The 19219-nt window shown below is 73.9% G+C and carries 10 protein-coding genes; 3 read left to right on the top strand and 7 right to left on the bottom strand.

The features are described 5' to 3' along the window. The first annotated feature begins 318 nt into the window (after nucleotides 1-318). Nucleotides 319-1164: a siderophore-interacting protein gene (locus tag BU198_RS23755; protein WP_188298896.1), complete on the top strand. Its 846-nt coding sequence runs from the start codon at nucleotides 319-321 to the stop codon at nucleotides 1162-1164. A gap of 13 nt (nucleotides 1165-1177) precedes the next feature. Here BU198_RS23755 and narI read toward each other — a convergent pair whose 3' ends face one another. From narI to BU198_RS23735, 4 genes are read right to left on the bottom strand one after another with little or no spacing between them, the layout of a single operon-like run. Then, entirely contained in the window at nucleotides 1178-1903 is a 726-nt protein-coding gene (gene narI / locus BU198_RS23750; protein ID WP_188298895.1) for a respiratory nitrate reductase subunit gamma, read from the bottom strand. Further along, nucleotides 1903-2574: a nitrate reductase molybdenum cofactor assembly chaperone gene (narJ, locus tag BU198_RS23745; RefSeq protein WP_317620288.1), complete on the bottom strand. Its 672-nt coding sequence runs from the start codon at nucleotides 2572-2574 to the stop codon at nucleotides 1903-1905. Before narJ ends, narI begins: the two co-directional genes overlap by 1 nt. Further along, nucleotides 2571-4163 (bottom strand): nitrate reductase subunit beta, encoded by a 1593-nt coding sequence (gene narH, locus BU198_RS23740; RefSeq protein ID WP_188298894.1) that lies wholly within the window; start codon nucleotides 4161-4163, stop codon nucleotides 2571-2573. The genes narJ and narH overlap by 4 nt, the downstream gene beginning before the upstream one ends. Continuing rightward, nucleotides 4163-7888 carry a nitrate reductase subunit alpha gene (locus BU198_RS23735; RefSeq protein WP_188298893.1) on the bottom strand — a complete coding sequence of 1242 codons (3726 nt, stop codon included), beginning with the start codon at nucleotides 7886-7888 and terminating at the stop codon, nucleotides 4163-4165. The genes narH and BU198_RS23735 overlap by 1 nt, the downstream gene beginning before the upstream one ends. A gap of 135 nt (nucleotides 7889-8023) precedes the next feature. On the opposite strand from BU198_RS23735, the gene BU198_RS23730 reads away from it, so the two are divergent. Both BU198_RS23730 and BU198_RS23725 read left to right on the top strand, forming a co-directional pair. Then, nucleotides 8024-9019 carry a tellurite resistance/C4-dicarboxylate transporter family protein gene (locus BU198_RS23730; protein ID WP_188298892.1) on the top strand — a complete coding sequence of 332 codons (996 nt, stop codon included), beginning with the start codon at nucleotides 8024-8026 and terminating at the stop codon, nucleotides 9017-9019. A gap of 121 nt (nucleotides 9020-9140) precedes the next feature. Continuing rightward, nucleotides 9141-11057, top strand: a complete 1917-nt coding sequence (locus BU198_RS23725; RefSeq protein ID WP_223244848.1) for a glycoside hydrolase family 5 protein — start codon at nucleotides 9141-9143, stop codon at nucleotides 11055-11057. A gap of 63 nt (nucleotides 11058-11120) precedes the next feature. Here BU198_RS23725 and BU198_RS23720 read toward each other — a convergent pair whose 3' ends face one another. From BU198_RS23720 to BU198_RS23710, 3 genes are all read right to left on the bottom strand, one after another. Then, on the bottom strand, nucleotides 11121-11651 hold the full coding sequence (locus tag BU198_RS23720) for a GNAT family N-acetyltransferase (protein WP_188298891.1): 531 nt from the start codon (nucleotides 11649-11651) through the stop codon (nucleotides 11121-11123). A gap of 306 nt (nucleotides 11652-11957) precedes the next feature. Further along, nucleotides 11958-13463, bottom strand: coding sequence for a condensation domain-containing protein (locus BU198_RS23715; protein ID WP_188298890.1), 1506 nt, complete (start codon nucleotides 13461-13463; stop codon nucleotides 11958-11960). Then, complete coding sequence (locus BU198_RS23710; protein WP_317620287.1) at nucleotides 13460-19117, bottom strand: MupA/Atu3671 family FMN-dependent luciferase-like monooxygenase; 5658 nt, start codon at nucleotides 19115-19117, stop codon at nucleotides 13460-13462. Before BU198_RS23710 ends, BU198_RS23715 begins: the two co-directional genes overlap by 4 nt. Nucleotides 19118-19219: the final 102 nt, after the last annotated feature.

The following is a 19219-nucleotide window of genomic DNA, read 5'->3' as shown; positions in this document are numbered from 1 at the left end:
GGTGCCCGGGCGCCGGGTCGTCGCCGGTCGTGGTGCGGGACCGGTGCCTGGTGCCACAGTGCCGCACGGACCGGCGGACGACCTTGAGCCGGTAGCTCCGTGTAGTCCCCCGGATTCGTAACTTCGATGGATCGTACTCAGCTTGACCGTGTTCTTCCAAGACCTGATCACGTGTGATTGTCGTCAAGCTTTCGCAGGCCGGGGTGGGTGTCCTCGATAGAGATCTTAGGTTAGCCTCACCTAAGCTACGGTGTGTGTCGACGGTGTACGGACCGGCACGGCCGCGGCGTCAGCCCGTTCCGCCGGAAGGAGCCCGACGTGTCCACCGTCACCGCCCCCGCCCGCTTCGCGCTCTTCCCCCTGCGCGTCGCCCGCACCACGACCCTCACCCCGCACCTGGTCAGGATCACCCTCACCGGCGAGAGCCTCGCCGGATTCGTCAACGGCGGCCTCGACCAGCGGATCAAGCTGCTGCTGCCGCTCGCCGGCCAGACCGAGCCGCTGATCCCCTCCGGCGACGGCGAGTTCGGCTGGTACCAGAACTGGCGGGGGATGTCCGCCGAGGTGCGCCCGGTGCTGCGCACCTACACCGTCCGCGCCCAGCGCCACGACCCCGACGAGATCGACATCGACATCGCCGTGCACGGGGACCTCGGCCCCGGTTCCCGATGGGCCGTCAGGACCCGTCCCGGCGACCGGGTGGTGGTCTGCGGACCGGCCGTGGAGGAGGCCGGCGGCGTGGAGTTCCGGCTGCCCGACGACGCCGGCTGGATCCTGCTCGCCGGGGACGAGTCCGCGCTGCCGGCCATCGCCGCCATCCTGGAGGAGGTGCCCGGGCACCTGCCGGTCCGGATCTTCGCCGAGGTGGACGGACCGGAGGACGAGGCCTACCTCCCGGCCCGTCGCCCGGGCGTCGAGACCGTCTGGCTCCACCGCAGGGCCGGCGCGCCGGGCATCCCGGAGGCGGTGCGCGCCGCCGGGTTCCCGGCCGGGAGGCCGTACGCCTGGATCGCCGGAGAGGCTTCCTGCGTCCGGGAGTTGCGCCGGCACCTGGTGGGCGAGCGGGGGATCGACCGGCGCGCGGTCTGCTTCATGGGCTACTGGCGGGCCGGGCGCACCGAGGACCAGCGCGCCGAGGACGGCCCGGCGGACACCGAGGACTGAGGCCGGACGCCGCTCAGGTGTCGATGCCCTCCCAGCCGCGGCGCGCCGGGCGTTCGGCCGGCCGCCCGGCGGGCCGGCCGCGGTAGACGAGGTACGGGCGGAACAGGTAGAACCACGGCGCGCTGAACATGTGCACCAGCCGGGTGTACGGGACGACGGCGATCACCAGCATGCCGAGCACCGCGTGGGCCTGGAAGACGGCCGGGACGGTGTCCCACAGGCCGGTGTCGGGCCGCAGGGTGAACAGGCTCCGGGCCCAGGGGGCGATGGTGGCGCGGTAGTCGTAGCCCTCGCGGAGGCCGGAGGTGCTGAGCTTGGCGTACAGGCCGAGGCAGATCTCGCCGAAGAGCAGCAGGTACATCGCCTTGTCGTTGCGGGTGGTGGCCCGGAAGACCGGCGTGTTGGTGCGCCGGCGGTAGAGCAGGGTGGCCAGGCCCGCCACCGCGAGGACGCCGGCGACGGTCCCGCCGATCAGCGACAGCAGGTGGTAGGCGTGCTCGTCGACGCCGAGGGCGTCCGTCCAGCCCGCGGGGACGAACAGGCCGAGCAGGTGCCCGGCGAGGACGAACAGGATGCCGTAGTGGAAGGCGGGGGAGGCCCAGTTGAGCAGCCGGGACTCGTACACCTCGCTGGAGCGGGTGGTCCAGCCGAACCGGTCGTAGCGGTGGCGCCAGAGCAGCCCGAGGACGAGCGAGGCGAAGGCGAGGTAGGGCAGCGCGCCCCACAGGAAGGTGTTCATCAGCGGTCTCCGGCGATCACGGGGAGCTGGTGCAGGTGTCCGTACGGCGGCAGCTGTCCGTACGGCGGCAGTTGGGCTCCGGTGCCGACCTCCTCGCGGGGCGGGCCCGAGCGGGCGAGGGCGAGGGCCTGGGCGCGGTCGGCGGGGCGGGGGCCCGGCAGGGTGGCGCAGACGGCTTCGAGCGGGCCGGCGTAGGGGGTGCCGGCCTCCAGCAGGGCCAGGCGCAGCAGTTCCAGCCCGGGCCGGTGCTCGCGCAGCAGGTCGTCGGTGCGGGTGGCGGCGGCGAACTCCAGCACGACCGGGAGGTAGTCCGGCAGTTCGCCGCCGGCCTGGTCCAGGCCGTGGCGCCGGTAGGCCTCGCGGAACCGGAGCAGGGCGGCGCCGCGGCGCCGGGTGTCGCCGTCGGTCCACCAGCTCAGGTAGAGGCTGTGCCGGTCGGTGAAGTCGAAGACCTCGACGTAGTGCTCGGCCAGGGCGGCCGGGCCGACCCGCTCGGCGTGGTCGAGGAAGCCCCGCAGCCCGTCGGCCGCGGGGCCGGTGACGGCCTCGCGCAGCAGCGGCAGCCGCTCGTACAGCTCGGCGTCCGGGTGGACCAGGCAGAGCGCGGCGGCCTGGCGGACCACGGCGCGGCGGTGGGCGCGGCCGGTCGTCAGTCGTCCCCGGAGCGTCACCGGGCGTCCTCCTCGTGGTCGGCGCGCTGGCGGCGGCGCAGCGCGTGGAAGGACTCCAGCGAGACCATCGGCAGGGCCCGGCGGCCGGAGTTCTCGCCGAACGGTCCGCTGCCGCCCGGGGCGTCCTGGTGCCCGACGGCGCACTCGGTGGGGACGGCCGACTCCTCCAGCGCCCGGGCGTCGGGCAGGGCGGCGGTCGGGACGACGTACCGGTCCTCGTACTTGGCGATCGCCAGCAGCCGGTACAGCTCCTCGACGTCCTCCGCCGTCAGCCCGACGGCGCCGGGCCCGGCCGGGTCGGGCACCTCGCCGAGGTTGCGGGCGCGCTGGTGGGTGCGCATGGCGGCGAGCCGGCCGAGGGCCGCCCGGACGGGCTCCGGGTCGCCCGCCGTGAACAGGCCGGCCAGGTACTCGACCGGGATGCGCAGCGCGTCGATGGCGCCGAAGAGGTTGCCGGCGTCCTCGCCGTCGAAGCCGGTCGCGGTGAGCGCCTCGACCACCGGGGAGAGCGGCGGGACGTACCAGACCATCGGCAGGGTGCGGAACTCCGGGTGCAGCGGCAGCGCGACCCGGAAGCGCGAGATCAGGGCGTGCACCGGGGAGCGCCGGGCCGCCTCGATCCAGTCGTGGGCGATGCCGTCGCGCTCGGCGGCGGCCCGCACCGCCGGGTCTGACGGATCCAGGAAGACGTCCAACTGGGCCTCGTAGAGGTCCCGTTCGTCGTGGACGGAGGCGGCGGCGGTGACCTTGTCGGCGTCGTACAGCAGCACCCCGAGGTAGCGCAGCCGGCCGACGCAGGTCTCCGAGCAGACGGTCGGCAGGCCGACCTCGATCCGCGGGTAGCAGAAGGTGCACTTCTCCGCCTTGCCGGTGCGGTGGTTGAAGTAGACCTTCTTGTACGGGCAGGCGGTGACGCACTGCCGCCAGCCGCGGCACTGGTCCTGGTCGACCAGGACGATGCCGTCCTCCGCGCGCTTGTACATCGCCCCGGACGGGCAGGAGGCGACGCAGGAGGGGTTGAGGCAGTGCTCGCAGATCCGCGGGAGGTAGAACATGAAGCTCTCCTCGAAGGCGAACCGCACCTTCTCCTCGGCCTGCCGGCGCACCAGGGCGACCATCGGATCCTCGTCGGCGTGCTCGGGCAGGCCGCCGAGGTTGTCGTCCCAGTTGGAGCTCCACTCGATCTTCATCGGCTTGGCGGAGAGCAGCGAGCGCGGCGTGGCGACCGGGTAGTCGTCGCCGAGCGGGGCGTCGGTGAGCTTGTTGTAGTCGTACGTCCAGGGCTCGTAGTAGTCCTTGACGGTCGGCAGCACCGGGTTGGCGAAGATCCTGGCCAGCCGCTCGACCCGGCCGCCGGAGGTCAGGGTGAGCCGGCCGCGGCGGTTGAGCCGCCAGCCGCCCTTCCAGCGCTCCTGGTCCTGCCAGCGGCGCGGGTAGCCCTGGCCGGGGCGGGTCTCCACGTTGTTGAACCAGACGTACTCGACGCCGGAGCGGGTGGTCCAGGTCTGCTTGCAGGTGACCGAACAGGTGTGGCACCCGATGCACTTGTCGAGGTTCATCACCATCGCGACCTGCGCCATGACACGCATCAGTACTGCACCTCCTGGGAGCGGCGGCGGATCACGGTGACCTCGTCGCGCTGGTTGCCGGTCGGGCCCAGGTAGTTGAAGCCCCAGGACAGCTGGGCGTACCCGCCGATCAGATGGGTGGGCTTGAGGAGGATCCGGGTGAGCGAGTTGTGGGTGCCGCCGCGCCGGCCCTCCCTCTCTGTCCTGGGGACGTTGACGGTGCGGTCCTGGGCGTGGTGCATGTACACCGTGCCGCGCGGCATCCGGTGCGAGACCACGGCCCGGGCGACGACGGTGCCGTTGCGGTTGACCGCCTCGACCCAGTCGTTGTCGGCGACGCCGACGGCGGCGGCGTCGTGGTCGCTCATCCAGATCAGCTGGCCGCCGCGGGAGAGCGAGAGCATGAACCAGTTGTCCTGGTACTCGGAGTGGATGGACCACTTGTTGTGCGGGGTCAGGTAGCGGACCGTCACCTCGTGCTGCCCGTCCGGGCCGAGCACGGGTTCGCCGAACAGCCGGTGCATGTCCAGCGGCGGACGGTACACCGGCAGGGCCTCGCCCAGCTCGTGGATCCAGTCGTGGTCGAGGAAGAAGTGCTGGCGGCCGGTGAGGGTGTGCCAGGGCTTGAGGTGCTCGGTGTTGAGCGTGAACGCGGTGTACCGCCGCCCGCCCGCCTCGCTGCCCGACCACTCCGGCGAGGTGATCACCGGGACGGGCGCGGCACTGGTGTCCGCGTAGGCGACCCGCCTGCCCTCGTGCTCGGCCGCGAGCTGCGCCATCGGCTGCCCGGTGCGCTGCTCCAGGGTGTGGAAGCCCTGGACGGCGAGGCGGCCGTTGGTGGTGCCGGACAGCGCGAGGATCGCGTCGGCGGCCTTGACGGCGGTGTCCAGCAGCGGGCGGCCGTCCGCCGGCCCGCCGCGGGCGGTGCCGTTGGCCGCCGCCAGGGCGGCGATCTCGTCGTCCGGGTGCAGCGCGATGCCCTTGGCGGGCAGGCCGAGCCGTTCGGCGAGCGGGCCGAGGGCCGCCATCTTCGCGGCGACCGCGGGGTAGTCGCGCTCGACCACGGTGAGGCTGGGCAGGGTGCGCCCGGGCACGGGCTCGCAGTCCCCGGCGCGCCAGTCCGGGGCGGTGCCGCCGGGCTGGGCGGTCTCGCCGGGGGTGTCGTGCTGGAGCGCGGTGGCGACCAGGTCGCGGCGGGTGCCGAGGTGGGTGACGGCCAGTTCGCTGAACCGCCGGGCGATGGCGTGGAAGGCGTCGAAGTCGGTCCTGGCCTGCCAGGGCGGGTCGATGGCGGGGGCGAAGGCGTGGACGAAGGGGTGCATGTCGGTACTGGACAGGTCGTGCTTCTCGTACCAGGTGGCGGCCGGGAGGGTGATGTCCGACAGCAGGGTGGAGGAGGTCATCCGGAAGTCCAGCGAGAGCAGCAGGTCGAGCTTGCCCTCCGGGGCCTCCTCGCGCCAGCGCACGTCGCGCGGCCGCACCGGCTCGGGGGCCTCGGCGGCGCGCAGGCCGGAGTGGGTGCCGAGCAGGTGCCGGGTGAAGTACTCGGCGCCCTTCGCGGAGGAGCCGAACAGGTTGGAGCGCCACAGGGTGAGCACCCGGGGCCAGTTCTCCGGGGCGTCCGGGTCCTCGCCCGCGAACTTCAGCGTCCCGGCCCGCAGTTCGGCCACCGCGGCGGAGACCGGGTCCGCGCCGTCGCCGAGGTCCAGCGGGTTGCGGTCGAAGGTCGGGTACGAGGGCATCCAGCCGGTGCGGGCGGCCTGGGCCAGGCAGTCGGCGCCGGTCATCCCCCGGAAGGCTCCGGAGCCCAGCGGGGAGGCGAGCACGTCGGCCCTGAAGTGGTCGTAGCGCCACTGGTCGGTGTGCAGGAAGAACCAGCCGGTGCCGATCGCCTGCCGGGCCGGGCGGGACCAGTCGGCCGCCCCGGCGAGCGTCGCCCAGCCGGTGGAGGGCCGGCACTTCTCCTGCCCGACGTAGTGCGCCCAGCCGCCGCCGTTGCGGCCCTGGCAGCCGGTCAGCTGGAGCAGCGCCAGGAAGGAGCGGTAGATCGTCTCGGAGTGGAACCAGTGGTTGGTGCCCGCGCCCATCAGGATCACGCAGCGGCCCCGGGACTTCTCCGCGGTGGTGGCGAACTCGCGGGCGATCCGGGCGCAGGCCGAGGCCGGCACCGAGGTGTGCCGCTGCTGCCAGGCCGGGGTGCCGGGCGCCTCGGCGTCCTCGTAGCCGGTCGGCCAGACACCGGGCAGGCCCGGGCGGGCGACGCCGTACTGGGCGAGCAGCAGGTCGAAGACGGTGGTCACCAGCGGGCCGTCCGCACCGCCGAGCCGGCGGGCCGGGACGCCCCGGCGCAGCACCTCGCCGCGCCCCTGGCCGTGCTCGCCGCCCTCGGTGTCGAAGCGCGGCAGCAGCACCTCGACCGCCTCGCCCCCGCGCCCGTGCAGGGACAGGGCGGGCCGCAGGCCGTCGAGGTCGAGGTTCCAGTGGCCCTTGCCGGACTCCGTCCAGCGGAAGCCCAGCGAGCCGCCGGGCACGGCGGGGCCGCCGGTGGCCTCGTCCAGCACCACCGTCTTCCAGGCCGCGCCCTCGCCCCCGTCGCCGAGGTCGGCGGCCCGGAGGAACTTGTGCGGCACGTACCCGCCGTCCCGCTCGGCCAGGGTGACCAGGAACGGCAGGTCGGTGAACCGCCGGACGTAGTCGGTGAAGAAGGGCACCTCGCGGTCGACGAAGAACTCCCTGAGCAGCACGTGCCCCATGCCGATCGCCAGCGCGGCGTCGGTGCCCGGGTGGGGGTGCAGCCACTCGTCGGCGAACTTCGCGTTGTCGGCGTAGTCGGGCGCCACCACCACGACCTTCTGCCCCCGGTAGCGGGCCTCGGCCATCCAGTGGGCGTCCGGCGTCCGGGTGACCGGCACGTTGGACCCCCACATCAGCAGGTACGCCGCGTCCCACCAGTCGCCGGACTCCGGCACGTCGGTCTGGTCGCCGAACACCTGCGGGGAGGCCACCGGGAGGTCCGCGTACCAGTCGTAGAAGGACAGCATCGGCGCGCCGATCAGGCTGTGGTAGCGGGCGCCGGCCGCGTGGGAGACCATCGACATCGCCGGGATCGGGGAGAACCCGGCGATCCGGTCGGGGCCGTACGCCTTGATGGTGTGCACCTGGGCGGCGGCCACGATCTCCACCGCCTCGTCCCAACCCGCCCGCACCAGGCCGCCCTTGCCGCGCGCCCGCTGGTAGCGGCGGCGCCGCTCCGGATCGGCCTGGAGGTCCGCCCAGGCCAGCACCGGGTCCCCGAGCCTGGCCTTCGCCTCGCGGAACAGCTCCAGCAGCACGCCGCGCACGTACGGGTAGCGCACCCGGCTCGGCGAGTAGGTGTACCAGGAGAACGCCGCCCCGCGCGGACAGCCGCGCGGCTCGTACTCGGGGCGGTCGGGGCCCACCGACGGGTAGTCCGTCGCCTGGGTCTCCCAGGTGATGATGCCGTCCTTGACGTACACCTTCCAGCGGCACGACCCGGTGCAGTTGACCCCGTGGGTGGAGTGCACGACCTTGTCGTGGCTCCACCGGTCGCGGTAGAAGACGTCGCCCTCCCGGCCGCCCTCGACCTCCACCCGGTGCAGGTCGGCGGAGGCCCTCCCCGGGTGGAAGAACCGTCCGGCCCGCAACAGGAGCGCGCCCGGCTCCGTCGGTTCGGGCGACTCGGGCGGTTGAGGCGACTCGGACGGTTCGGGCGGCGACTCAGCCATGACGGACTCCTGACCACTGCTGACCACGGATCGACCGTGGACCAAGTTATGCGGTCGAAGCAGACAAATCGCCACAACGGCGGTACCGGCGTGGCGGCCCTGGCTCCCCGTCAGGAGTTCCGCTCGAATGGGCACATGAACTCTGTGACCAGCCCCCGGGGCACGCGGCAGGACACCCCGAACGGATGGTGGACCACCGTCCCGCCCGCGGCCGGGGCGGCGGTGATGGCCACCGGAATCCTGTCCGTCGGCCTCCACCTGGCCGGGCGCGAGGTGCTCTCCGCCGTCCTGCTGGCCCTCGCCGCCGGCCTCTGGGTACTGCTCGCGGCTGCCTTCGCCCTGACCCTGCTGAACACCCGCACCGACTGGACGCTCAAGGCCGCGACCCCGCCCGCCCTCACCGCCGTCGCCTCCACCGGCGTCCTCGGCACCCGGATCTCGCTGCTCGGCGAACAGGGCGTCGCCCTCGGGCTGCTCGCCCTGGCCGTCCTGGTCTGGCCGTTCCTGCTGGCCTCCGTGGTGCGCCACTGGCGGCGCGGCATGCCCGGGGCCGTCTTCCTGGTCTGCGTCTCCACCCAGGCGCTCGCCGTCCTGGCCGCCACCGTCGCCGCGGCCGGCGGCCCCGACCGGCTGGCACCCGCCGCGCTCGCCTTCTTCTGCCTCGGCCTCGTGCTCTACCTCGGCGCCCTGGTCCGCTTCGACCTCCGCCAGATCCTCACCGGGGCCGGCGACCAGTGGGTGATCGCCGGGGCGCTGTCCATCTCAGCCCTCGCCGCCGGCAAGCTCACCGCCCTGCCGGACTGGACGCCCGGCCTCCACGACGCCCTGCGCACCGCCACCTGGGTGCTGCTCGGCCTGGCGCTCACCGGCTACGCCGTCCTCCTGGCGGCGGAGCTGCGCAGCCCGCGCCCGGCCTACGACGTGCGCCGCTGGGCCACCGTCTTCCCGCTCGGCATGACCGCCGTCGCCGCCCTGGTCGCCGGGACGGCGACGGGGGTGGACTGGCTGGACCCGCTCGGCCGGGTGCTGCTGTGGATCGGGGTGGCCGCCTGGCTGCTGACGGCGGCCGGCTTCCTGATCGACGCCTCGCACCGGCCCCGGGTGCGCCGCCTGCTGCGCCTGGACCGCTGACCTCTCCGGGGCCCTCGGCCGTACGCGCCCTTCCCGGAGCTGACGATCCGTCATAGGCTCGGCCCTCGCCGACGGCGCCGGTGCGCCGGGTGACGGCCCGAGCCACCTCACCACAGCGGGGATGACCATGAAGAGTCCTGCGGCGCGACTGCTCGCCCTGGCCGGCTGTCTGCCAATGCTCGCCGTCCTGGCGGCGGGCCCCGGCGTCGCGGCACCGGGCGGCGGACCCGAGGTGCGGCCGGCCGCGTCCTGGACGGGCCCGCTGAGCACCCGAGGGCGCTACGTCGTGGACGCCGACGGCGACCGCTTCAAGCTGAAGGCCGCCAACTGGGCCGGGGCCCAGGGCACCTGGCAGGGCAGCGGGAGCGTCGACGACCCGGCGAACAACCAGGCGGGGCAGGTGTCGCACAACATCCCGCTGGGCCTGGACCGGGTGCCGATGGCGCGGCTGCTGGCCGACTTCCACGGACTGGGGATCAACAGCATCCGGCTGCCGTTCGCCAACGCGATGGTCCACGACACCGCCCCCGTCCCGGACTCCGCCGTCGCCGCCAACCCGCAGCTGCGCGGCCGGACCCCGCTCCAGGTGTTCGACGCCGTGGTGGCCGCGCTCACCGCCGACGGCTTCGCGGTGATCCTCAACAACCACACCACCGGCTACCGCTTCTGCTGCGGCCTGGACGGCAACGAGCGCTGGAACAGCGGCCAGTCGACCGCGCAGTGGGAGGACGACTGGCTGTTCATGGTGAACCGCTACAAGGCGGACAAGCGGGTGGTCGGCGCGGACCTGCGCAACGAGGTCCGCCGGGACACCTGGGACGACCCCAACTGGGGCCTCGGCGACGCCCACGACGAGTACGCCGCCTTCGAGGAGGCCGGCAACCGCATCCTCCGGGCCGCCCCGGACCTGCTGGTCGTCATGGAGGGCATCAACTGGTACGGCATCCCCGCCGCGGGGCTCAGCCACGGCCGCCCGATGCTCACCCCCGTCCGCAGTCTCTCCCACACCCTGATCGACTCCGGCAAGCTGGTCTACGCCGCGCACTTCTACGGGTACACCGGCCCGGCCAACACCGGAGCGGGCAGCGGCCCTGGAGCCACCGACGACCCGCGCTACCAGGACTTCACCCCCGAGCAGCTCGCCCAGGTGGTGGACGACCAGGCGCTGTTCGTCACCAGGGCCGGGCAGCACTTCACCGCCCCGGTGTGGATCAGCGAGTTCGGCGCGGGCGGGCGCGGCTCGACCGACACCGGGGAGCAGGCCTGGCTGCACGCCTTCACCGACATCCTGGTGCGGGGCGACACCGACTTCGCGGCCTGGCCGCTGGTCGGCTGGGCGGACGCCGCCGGCCGCCCGCAGGACACCTGGGCGCTGCTCTCCTACGGACCCGACGGCCGGCGGCTCGGCCTCGGCGACCCGGGCGACTGGCGGGCCGTCGACTGGAACCGGCTGATCGACGCACCGGGGCTGAGCGGACCCGTGCCCGCGGTGGACCACTGGAACATGCTCGCCCTCGACCACGCCGACCAGGACCTCTCCCGGCGGATGCTCGCCCGCGCGGACTGGAGCCCCGGCAACCGGAAGGGCAACTGCCCGGACGGCCAGCGCCTGACCGCCCTCGCCCGCGGCGACAGCCGGGCCCTGTGCACCGACGCGGGCCGGCCGGCCGTCGGCACCGGCGACTGGGTCACCGTCACCGACGAGCGCTACGTCACCGGGGGCGACTGGGCGTCCGGCTACGACAAACTCCAGTGCCCCGACCGCGCCTTCGCGGTCGGCTACAGCGTGCGCGGCAACGCCATGGCCGCCCTGCTCTGCGCACCCGCGGCCGCCGCGCTGCCGCCGGGCGGCCGCGCCGTCTGGTTCGACCGGGGCGACAACCGGCCCGGCACCGGCGGTTCGGTGGCGAGCGACTGGGCACCGGGCCGCTCCAAGGGCCAGTGCGCGGACGGTGAGTACCTGGCCGGCGTCGCGTCCACCTGGCAGCGGCTCCAGTACGGCGCCCCGGCCGCCCTGCTCTGCCGCCCGTCGGCCTGACCCCGGCGCCGGCCCGGACCGCACCCGGTTCAGCGCGGCATCTGCTTCAGCGCGGCATCTGCTTCAGCGCTGCCACTCCTCGACCAGCAGCCCGAGCACCACCTGGTCCACGAAGCTCCCGTCGGCCCAGGCCGCACCGCGCAACCGGCCCTCGACGGTGAATCCGGCCCGGCCCGCGGCCCGGAGCATCGGCGCGTTGTCCGCGAGCGTCTCCAGCTGCACGCGGTGCAGGCCGAGGACCGGGAAGGCGTAGTGGCAGAGCACCCGCAGGACGTCGGGCGCGAGCCCGCGCCCCCGGTGGCCGGGCAGCAGGGCGACGCCCAGGTGGGCGCTGCGGTTGTGGCTGTCGATGCCCCACAGGATCGCCTCGCCGGCCAGCTCCCCGGAGGCCGTTTCGACCACGGAGAAGCACGCGGCCTCGTCGGACGGCCCGGCGACCGCGTACGGGGAGTGCGCGGAGCCGGGCGGGAGCGGCCGCCAGGGCCGGGAGTCGGCCCGCGAGCGCGTGGCCACGTCGTCGTACAACTCGGACTGGAGCACCGGCAGGTCGGCGTCGTGACGGGCCCGGAGGGTGATGAGAGCGCCTTGTAGCATGTCACATGTCTACCATCGGGGATCCGGGCGTGACCACCGGATTTCTCCCGGCCCGGTGCCGCGACGGCCGGGCTGACGGGAGGTCAGGTGGTGTGGGCCCCGGGGTGGGCAGGTTTGCCCCGCTGCCCGAAGAGGGTCCACAGGTCGAAGATCCGGAGGCCGTGGAGCCCGTGAAGACGTAGGTCCCGGCCGCACGGCCGCATGCCCCCGACGGGTCGGTCGGGGGCATGCGGCCGGTCCACGGTGCGATCGGAGCCCTTCGCCTCGCCGCGCGAGAAGCGGACCCGCCCGCCGGGGACCGTCGGGTCAGGGCAGCGGGACCCCCAACTCTCCTGCCAGGTCGGTGGCCAGGGTGTCCAGCCAGGACCGGACCGTGCTCTCGTCGAAGAGGTCGGTGTCGTACTCGACCAGGCCCGCGTAGCCGTCGGCTTCGGGGGTGAGGGCGAGGACGAAGTCGCCGCGGGCCGAGGTGCCCGGTATGTCGATGAGTTCGGTGGTCAGCCCGGGGAGGTCCAGGGCGATGGGCGGGGTGCTCTGCACTGCGAGCTGGAACTCCGGGTAGGTGGGGGGAAGTTGCACGCCGCGCTCGCGCAGGGAGGGGACCAGCAGGCCGAACGGTACGACGGCGTGGTCGAGGGCGGAAGCGATCGCCCGCCCGGCCCGGTCGACCAGGTCCCCGAAGCCGTCGGCATCCTCGGTGCGCACCAGGATCGGCAGGCCGCCGGTGAGCAGGCCGACCACCCCCTCGTCGACCGGCCGGGTGCGGTTGGCGTTGGAGAGCAGGACCAGGGCCTGCGGTGCCCCGCCGATCGAGCAGAGCAGCCGGGCGCACGCGGCCACGATCACGGCGGAGGCGGTGGTGGAGCGGGCGGCGGCGTACTGCCCGATCGCGTCCGCCAGCACCGCGGGGAGCCGCAGTTCGAGGGTGTCGCCGCGCCCGGAGCGCTGCTCGGGGCGCGGCCGGTCGGTGGGCAGGTCCATCGCCAGCGGGTCCTCGCCGAGGGCCTCGACCCAGTGGTCGGTGGCCGCCTCGATGCCGGCCCGGTTGACCACGGTCAGCTGCCAGCAGGCGTAGTCGGTCATCCGCGCAGGCTCTTCCGGCAGCGGCCTTCCGGTGCGGTAGAGCTCCGCCAGGTCGGTCAGCACGGTGGCCATCGACCAGCCGTCGATCGCGATGTGATGGATCGTCAGCAGCAGCACCCACCTTTCCGCCGACTCCCGCAGCAGCCGGGTCCGCACCAGCGGGGGTGCGGCCAGGTCGAACGGGCGGCTGAGCTCGGCTTCGACGGCCCCGGCCACCGCCGCCTCCCGCTCGGCGGGCGGGAGCGCGCTCAGGTCCTCGACCGGGAGGACCACCGGGGTGCTCGGCAGCACGTGCTGGAGCACTCCGAGTTCGGTGTCCAGGATCCGGGTCCGCAGGCTCTCGTGGCGTTCGATCAGCGCCGTCAGCGCGGCGGCCATACGAGGGTGGTCCAGCTGCCCGCCCACGTTGACCCGGTAGCTGACGTTCCACACCGCGGGGTCGGCCGACCGGGCGTGGGTCCCGGACATCCGCCGCTGCCCCACCGAGGCGGGCGCGGCCGACTCGGCGGCCCCGGCGCCCGTCAGGATGGTCAGCAGCCGGTCGCGGTGGGCCCGGACCAGGCCGGCCACCTCCTCGTCCATCGCCCCGGCGGGGGCGAGGTAGGAGAGCCGCTCGCCGGTGGTGCGCAGCACGATCTCGCGTTCGTCGAGCAGCTGGAGGAGTCGCTTCCAGCCCTCGTCCGTCGGGGTCGTGCCGGTGGTCGTGTCCGTGGTCGTGGTCGTGGTCACAGCGTGCCCTCCTCGAACGCCGGGGCCTGCTGCTCGGCGGCGGCCGGCACGTGCGCGGCCATCGCGCGGATGGTCGGGCGGCGGAAGAAGTCCAGGACGCCGATCCGCATCCCGGTCGCCTCGCGGACCCGGTTCAGCAGCTTGGTGGCGGCCAGCGAGTGCCCGCCGAGGTCGAAGAAGGAGGTCTCCACTCCCGCGGGGCGGCCGAGTTCCTCCTCCCAGAGCCGCTGTACGGTGCGCTCCAGCTCGGTGAGCGGGGCGGCCGCGGGCTCGTCCGCGCCCAGCGGGCGGGGCTCCGGCATGGCGGCGGTGTCCAGCTTGCCGTGCACGGTGAACGGCAGCGTGTCCACGGCGGCCCAGAGCCCGGGCACCATGTAGTCGGGCAGCAGTTCGGAGAGCCGGTCGCGGACCACGGGCAGGTCGGCGGCCGGGCAGTCGACGTACCCGGCGAGCACGGTGCCCGCCGGGGTCCGGCGCGCCGCCACCGCGGCGGTGCGCACGCCGGGCACGGTGCGCAGCACGGTCTCCACCTCGCCGGGCTCGACCCGGTAGCCGCGGATCTTCACCTGGCGGTCGGCCCGGCCGAGGTACTCCACGGCGCCGTCCGGCCGCCAGCGGCCGAGGTCGCCGGTGCGGTAGCTGCGGCCTTCGGGGGTGTCGGTGAAGACGGCGGCGCTCTCCTCGTCGCGGTTGAGGTAGCCGATGCCGACCTGGACGCCCCGGACGTGGATCTCACCGATCGCGCCCGGCGGCACCCGGCGCCCGGCGGCGTCCAGGATGACGACCCGGCTGCCCGGGGTGGGGCGGCCGATCGGCGCGTAGTCGGTGGACTCCGGGTCGATCTCGCAGGCCGTCATCGCGTGGGTCTCGGTCGGGCCGTAGTGGTTGAACAGCCGGGAGCCGGGGTTGCGGCGCAGGAACGCCCGGATGCCGGGGTTGACCAGCACCTGCTCGCCGCCCGAGATGAGCTCCCGCAGGTGGGGCGCCGGCTCCTCGCCGAGCGCGTCGACCAGGGCGTTCAGCGGGGTGTACGGCATGTGGACCCGTTCGGCCCTGGTGGCCCGGACCACGGCGGCCAGGGCGGTCACGTCGTAGCGGGTCTCCTCCTCGATCAGCAGCAGGGTGCCGCCGGTGGCCAGTGTGGTCAGGATCTCCTGGACGCTGACGTCGAAGCCGCAGGAGGCGTACTGGAGGGTGCGGGCCGCGGAGTGCCCGGCGATGTTCCAGGCCACGAAGTGGGCCAGGCCGAGCGAGTGCATCAGCACGCCCTTGGGCCGGCCGGTGGACCCGGAGGTGTACAGCAGGTACGCGGGCGCCTGCGCCGAGGGGACGGGCAGCGGGGGCAGGGCGACGGGGCCGGCGTCCGTGGACGGGACGTCGGTGAGCACCGTCGGGGCGGTCAGGCCGAACTGCGCCGGGTCGGCCTCCGAGGTGGTGAGCACGACGACGGGGTCGCTGTCGGCGGCGATCAGCCGGCAGCGCTCGGGGCCCTGGAGGACGTCGATCGGCACGTGGACGGCGCCGAGCCGCAGGATGGCGAGCAGCGAGGCCACCAGGTCAACCGAGCGGGGAAGCAGCACGGCCACCAGGTCGCCCTCCCGGACGCCGGCCGACAGCAGCCGGCCGGCCAGCTCCTCGGCCCTGGCCAGCACCGTCCGGTAGTCGGTCTCGGTGCCGTCGGCGGCGACCACCGCGGTCTGGTCGAGCCGCTCGGCCGCGGTCGCGGCGACGATGGCCAGCGGGTGCTCGGGGGTCTCGGTCAGGACCGGTTCGCTCTCCAGGGCCTCGTCGGCCTGGTCGGCGGGTACGGCGGTGAGTTCGGCGAGCGGGCGCTCGGGGTCGGCGACGGCGGCGGTCAGCAGCCGCTCGAAGGCGCCGACCAGCCGGTCGACGGTGGTCCGGTCGAACAGCGCCTCGGCGTACTCGACGTGGCAGCGGATGCCGTCGGGCAGGCTGGTCAGGAAGAGCGTCAGGTCGAACGCGGAGCGGTCCGCGACGTGGTCCAGCGGGCGGGCCGTCACCCCGGGCAGGTCCAGCTCGAAGACCGCGTGGTTCTCGAACTCGACCATGACCTGGAAGAGCGGGTTGCGGCTGGTGTCGCGCTGCGGGTTGAGTTCCTGCACCAGGACCTCGAAGGGCAGCTGCTGGTGCTCGTAGGCGTCCAGCGCGGTGGAGCGGACCCGGCCCAGGGCCTCGGCGAAGTCCGGTTCGCCGGACAGGTCCAGGCGCAGCGCCAGCGTGTTGACGAAGAACCCGATCAGGTCCTCGGTGCCCTCGGCCCGGTTGGCCACCGGGGTGCCCACCACGACCTCGTCCTGGCCGGCGTACCGCTGGAGCACGCCGGCGAAGGCGGTCAGCAGCACCATGAACAGGGTGGAGCGCCGGGAGCGGGCCAACTGCCGCAGTCCGTCGGCGAGTTCGGCGGGAAGGTGGTGGACGTAGGCGCGGCCCCGGCCGTCCGGCACCGAGGGGCGCGGCCGGTCGGTGGGCAGGGTCAGCGCCGGCAGGTCGCCGGTGAACACCTTGCGCCAGTACGCGAGGCTCTCGTCGTACTCGCCGGCGGCCACCCTGGCCCGCTCCCTGGCGGCCTCGGCGGCCGGTCCGGTGGCCAGCACCGGCAGCCGGGCGGCGCGGTCCTCCCTGGCGGCCTGGTACAGCTCGCCCAGCTCGCGGGTGATCACCTCGGTGGACAGGGTGTCGATCACGATGTGGTGCATCGACAGGACCAGGACGTGCCGGTCGGCCGCCCGCTCCAGCAGCAGGGCCCGGAACAGCGGGCCCTCGGCCAGGTCGAAGCGGTGCTCGCCCTCGGCGGTGACCAGGTCGGCCACCGGGTCCGGCGAGGCGCCGTCGGCTGTGACCCGCTCCAGCACCGGCCCCGCGGGCGGCGCCAGCACCTGCTGGAACGGCTGGCCGTCCTGCTCCCGGAAGACGGTGCGCAGCGCGACGTGGCGCTGGATCAGCCCGCGCAGCGCGGTGTCCAGGGCCTGCGGGTCGAGCGGACCGTCCAGGGCGATCGCCTTGATCTCGTTGTACTGTCCGCCGTCGGGCAGCATCCGGTGCAGGAACCACATCCGCTGCTGGGCGTAGGACAGCTGCGCGCCGCGCAGGGTGTCCCGGCGCAGGGTGTCGAGCTGCGGCAGGCCGGACGCCACCAGGTCCGGGGAGAGCCCGAAGTCCACGAAGGCGGCGATCTCGTCGGCGCCGGCCGCCCGCAGCTCGGACAGCACGCCCTGGACGCTCTCGGGCGTGCCGATCAGCGCGCGGGAGGCGCAGTAGCGCTCGTACGCGCGCTCCAGCACGAACTCCAGGTCGTCCTCACGGGCGTTCTCGAAGTCCAGGGTCAGGCCGAGGCTGTTGGCCATCTGCCCGAACAGTGACAGCGAGGAGCGCAGGTAGTGGCAGAACGGCCGGTACGCCTGCTCGCGCGCGGTGGCCAGGTCGGTGCCCAGGTAGGTGTGGACCAGGACGACCACCCGGCCCGCCTCCGGGTCGAGCCCGTGCTCGGCCCGGGTGCGCCGGTAGATCGCGACGTTCTCGGCCAGCTGCGCGATGTCCTGGGTCATCAGGTTGGTGATGACGCCGAGGTCGTGCCTGGCCGCCTCGCGGAAGCTGTCCGGGTTGCCGACGATCGCGGTGAACATCGGCGGCAGGTCCTGCAGCGGGCGGGGGTGCAGGGTCACCTCGATCGGCTCGCCGTTGCCGTTGCGGCCCTGGTACGGCTCGCCGCGCCACAGCGCCCGGACGGTGTCGATCTGCCGGTGCATCAGCTCCTTGTGGCTGCCGTAGCGGTCGGGGAAGAACAGGAAGTCGTTGGGGTGCCAGCCGCTGGCGCAGCCCAGACCGACCCGGCCGCCGGACAGGTTGTCGACCACCGACCACTCCTCGGCGACCCGCACCGGGTGGTGCAGCGGGAGCACGGCGCAGCCCGCGTTCAGCCGGATCCGGCTGGTCTCCCGGGCGAGCGCGGCGGCCAGCACCGAGGGGTTGGGGAAGATGCCGCCGAAGGAGTGGAAGTGGCGTTCGGGCAGCCAGACGGAGTGGAAGTCGTGCCGGTCGGCGAACCGGGCGCTCTCCAGGACGATGCGGTACTTCTCGTCCTCGGGGGAGTCCAGCGGGTAGTCGCCGAAGAAGTAGAGGCTGAAGTCGACCGGCCGCTGCGGGTCGCTGACCGGCTGGTACGTGGTCGCGACGGTCTCGGTGCGGACGGCTTCGGCGGTCGCCGGGAGTTCGGCGGCCGGGCGCGGGGCGGGCAGCCGCACGCCGGGGGAGGCCGGGAAGAAGCCGCCGCGCCGCAGGTCGCGCAGCGACTCGCGGACCGCGTCGATCACGAACTCCACGTCGCCGTCGGTGTGGGCGGTGGAGAGGAAGAAGTTGCGCCACTCCCACACGTAGACCCCGCGGGTCAGCAGGTGCGGGAAGAGCAGCTCCATGTCGGCCCTGGGCTCGAACCGGAAGAGCGAGCCGAAGTGGGCCAGCCGCAGCGGGAACTCCTCCTCCTCGAAGAAGCCGTTCAGGGTGGTGGCCAGCATGTCGGTGCGGGCGTTCAGCCGCTCCTGGAGGCCGGGGCCCGCCGCCTTGAGGTGGCGCAGCACCGCGCCCGCGGCGGTCATCGCCAGCGGGTGCTGGATGTAGGTGCCGCCGAAGAAGGTGGTGTCCTTGGGCGGGTAGCTGTCGTCCCCGTAGTCCCAGTGCCCGCCGTCGATCCCGTCCAGGATGTCGGCCCGGCCGGCGATCGCGCCGATCGGGTAGCCGCCGCCCAGCACCTTGCCGTAGGTGGACATGTCCGGGGTGACGCCCCAGAATCCCTCGGCGCCGCGCAGGTGGGGGCGGAAGCCGGTGAGCATCTGGTCGAAGACCAGCACGATGCCGAGCTTGGCGGTGAGTTCGCGCAGCGAGCGGACGAAGTCGGCCGGCTGGCGGCCGGGGTGGCGGCTCTGCACCGGCTCGACCAGGACGGCGGCGATCCGGTCGCCGTGCTCCTCGATGACCTTGAGGCTCTCCGGATCGCCGTACCGCAGCACCAGCAGGTCGGCGACGGCGCTGCCGGGGATGCCGATCGACACCGGGACGGTCTCCCGGTCGGCGCCGCGGCCCAGGGTGCGGCCCAGGGTGTGGTCGAAGTGGCCGTGGTAGGAGCCCTCGAACATGACGATCTTGTCCCGGCCGGTGTACGCGCGGGCCAGCCGGATCGCCCCGGCGTTCGCCTCGGTGCCGGAGTTGGCGAAGGCGACCCGCTCGGTGCCGGTCAGCTCGGCCAGCAGCTCGGCGGCCTCGCCGGTCTCCGGGCCGCGCGGGCCCAGCCGCAGGCCGGAGGACAGGTGCTCGCGGACGGCCTCGTTGACGAACTCGGGCTCGTGGCCGAAGAGCAGCACGCCGAAGCCCATGGTGATGTCGACGTACGGGTTGCCGTCGACGTCCTCCAGCCGGGAGCCCCTGGCCTGGCGGGCGGCCAGCGGGTAGAGCATCTCCTTGGTGCCGGAGCGGAAGCCGACCACGGCGCGGCTGTCCGCGAGGGTGCGGCGGTGGCGGCGGGTGATCGCCTTGGAGGCGGAGGTGCGGGCGGTGAAGCGGGCGACCAGCTCGTCCACGTGGGTGCGCTGCTGGTCGGTCAGGCCGCCGGAGGCCATGCCGGACTCGCGGGAGACCGTCACCCGGGGGCCGTGCACCTGCGGGGCGGCCGGGGCCTCAGCGGCGGCGGGCGCCTCGGCAGCGGGGGCGACGACGGGCGTCGGGGCCGGGGCGGCGGTCTGGAC

The sequence above is a fragment of the Streptomyces sp. CBMA156 genome, assembly GCF_014596515.1.
Taxonomy (GTDB): Bacteria; Actinomycetota; Actinomycetes; order Streptomycetales; family Streptomycetaceae; genus Kitasatospora.
Note: the sequence above shows the minus strand (reverse complement) of the source record. Positions and strands in the feature narration are given on the sequence as shown.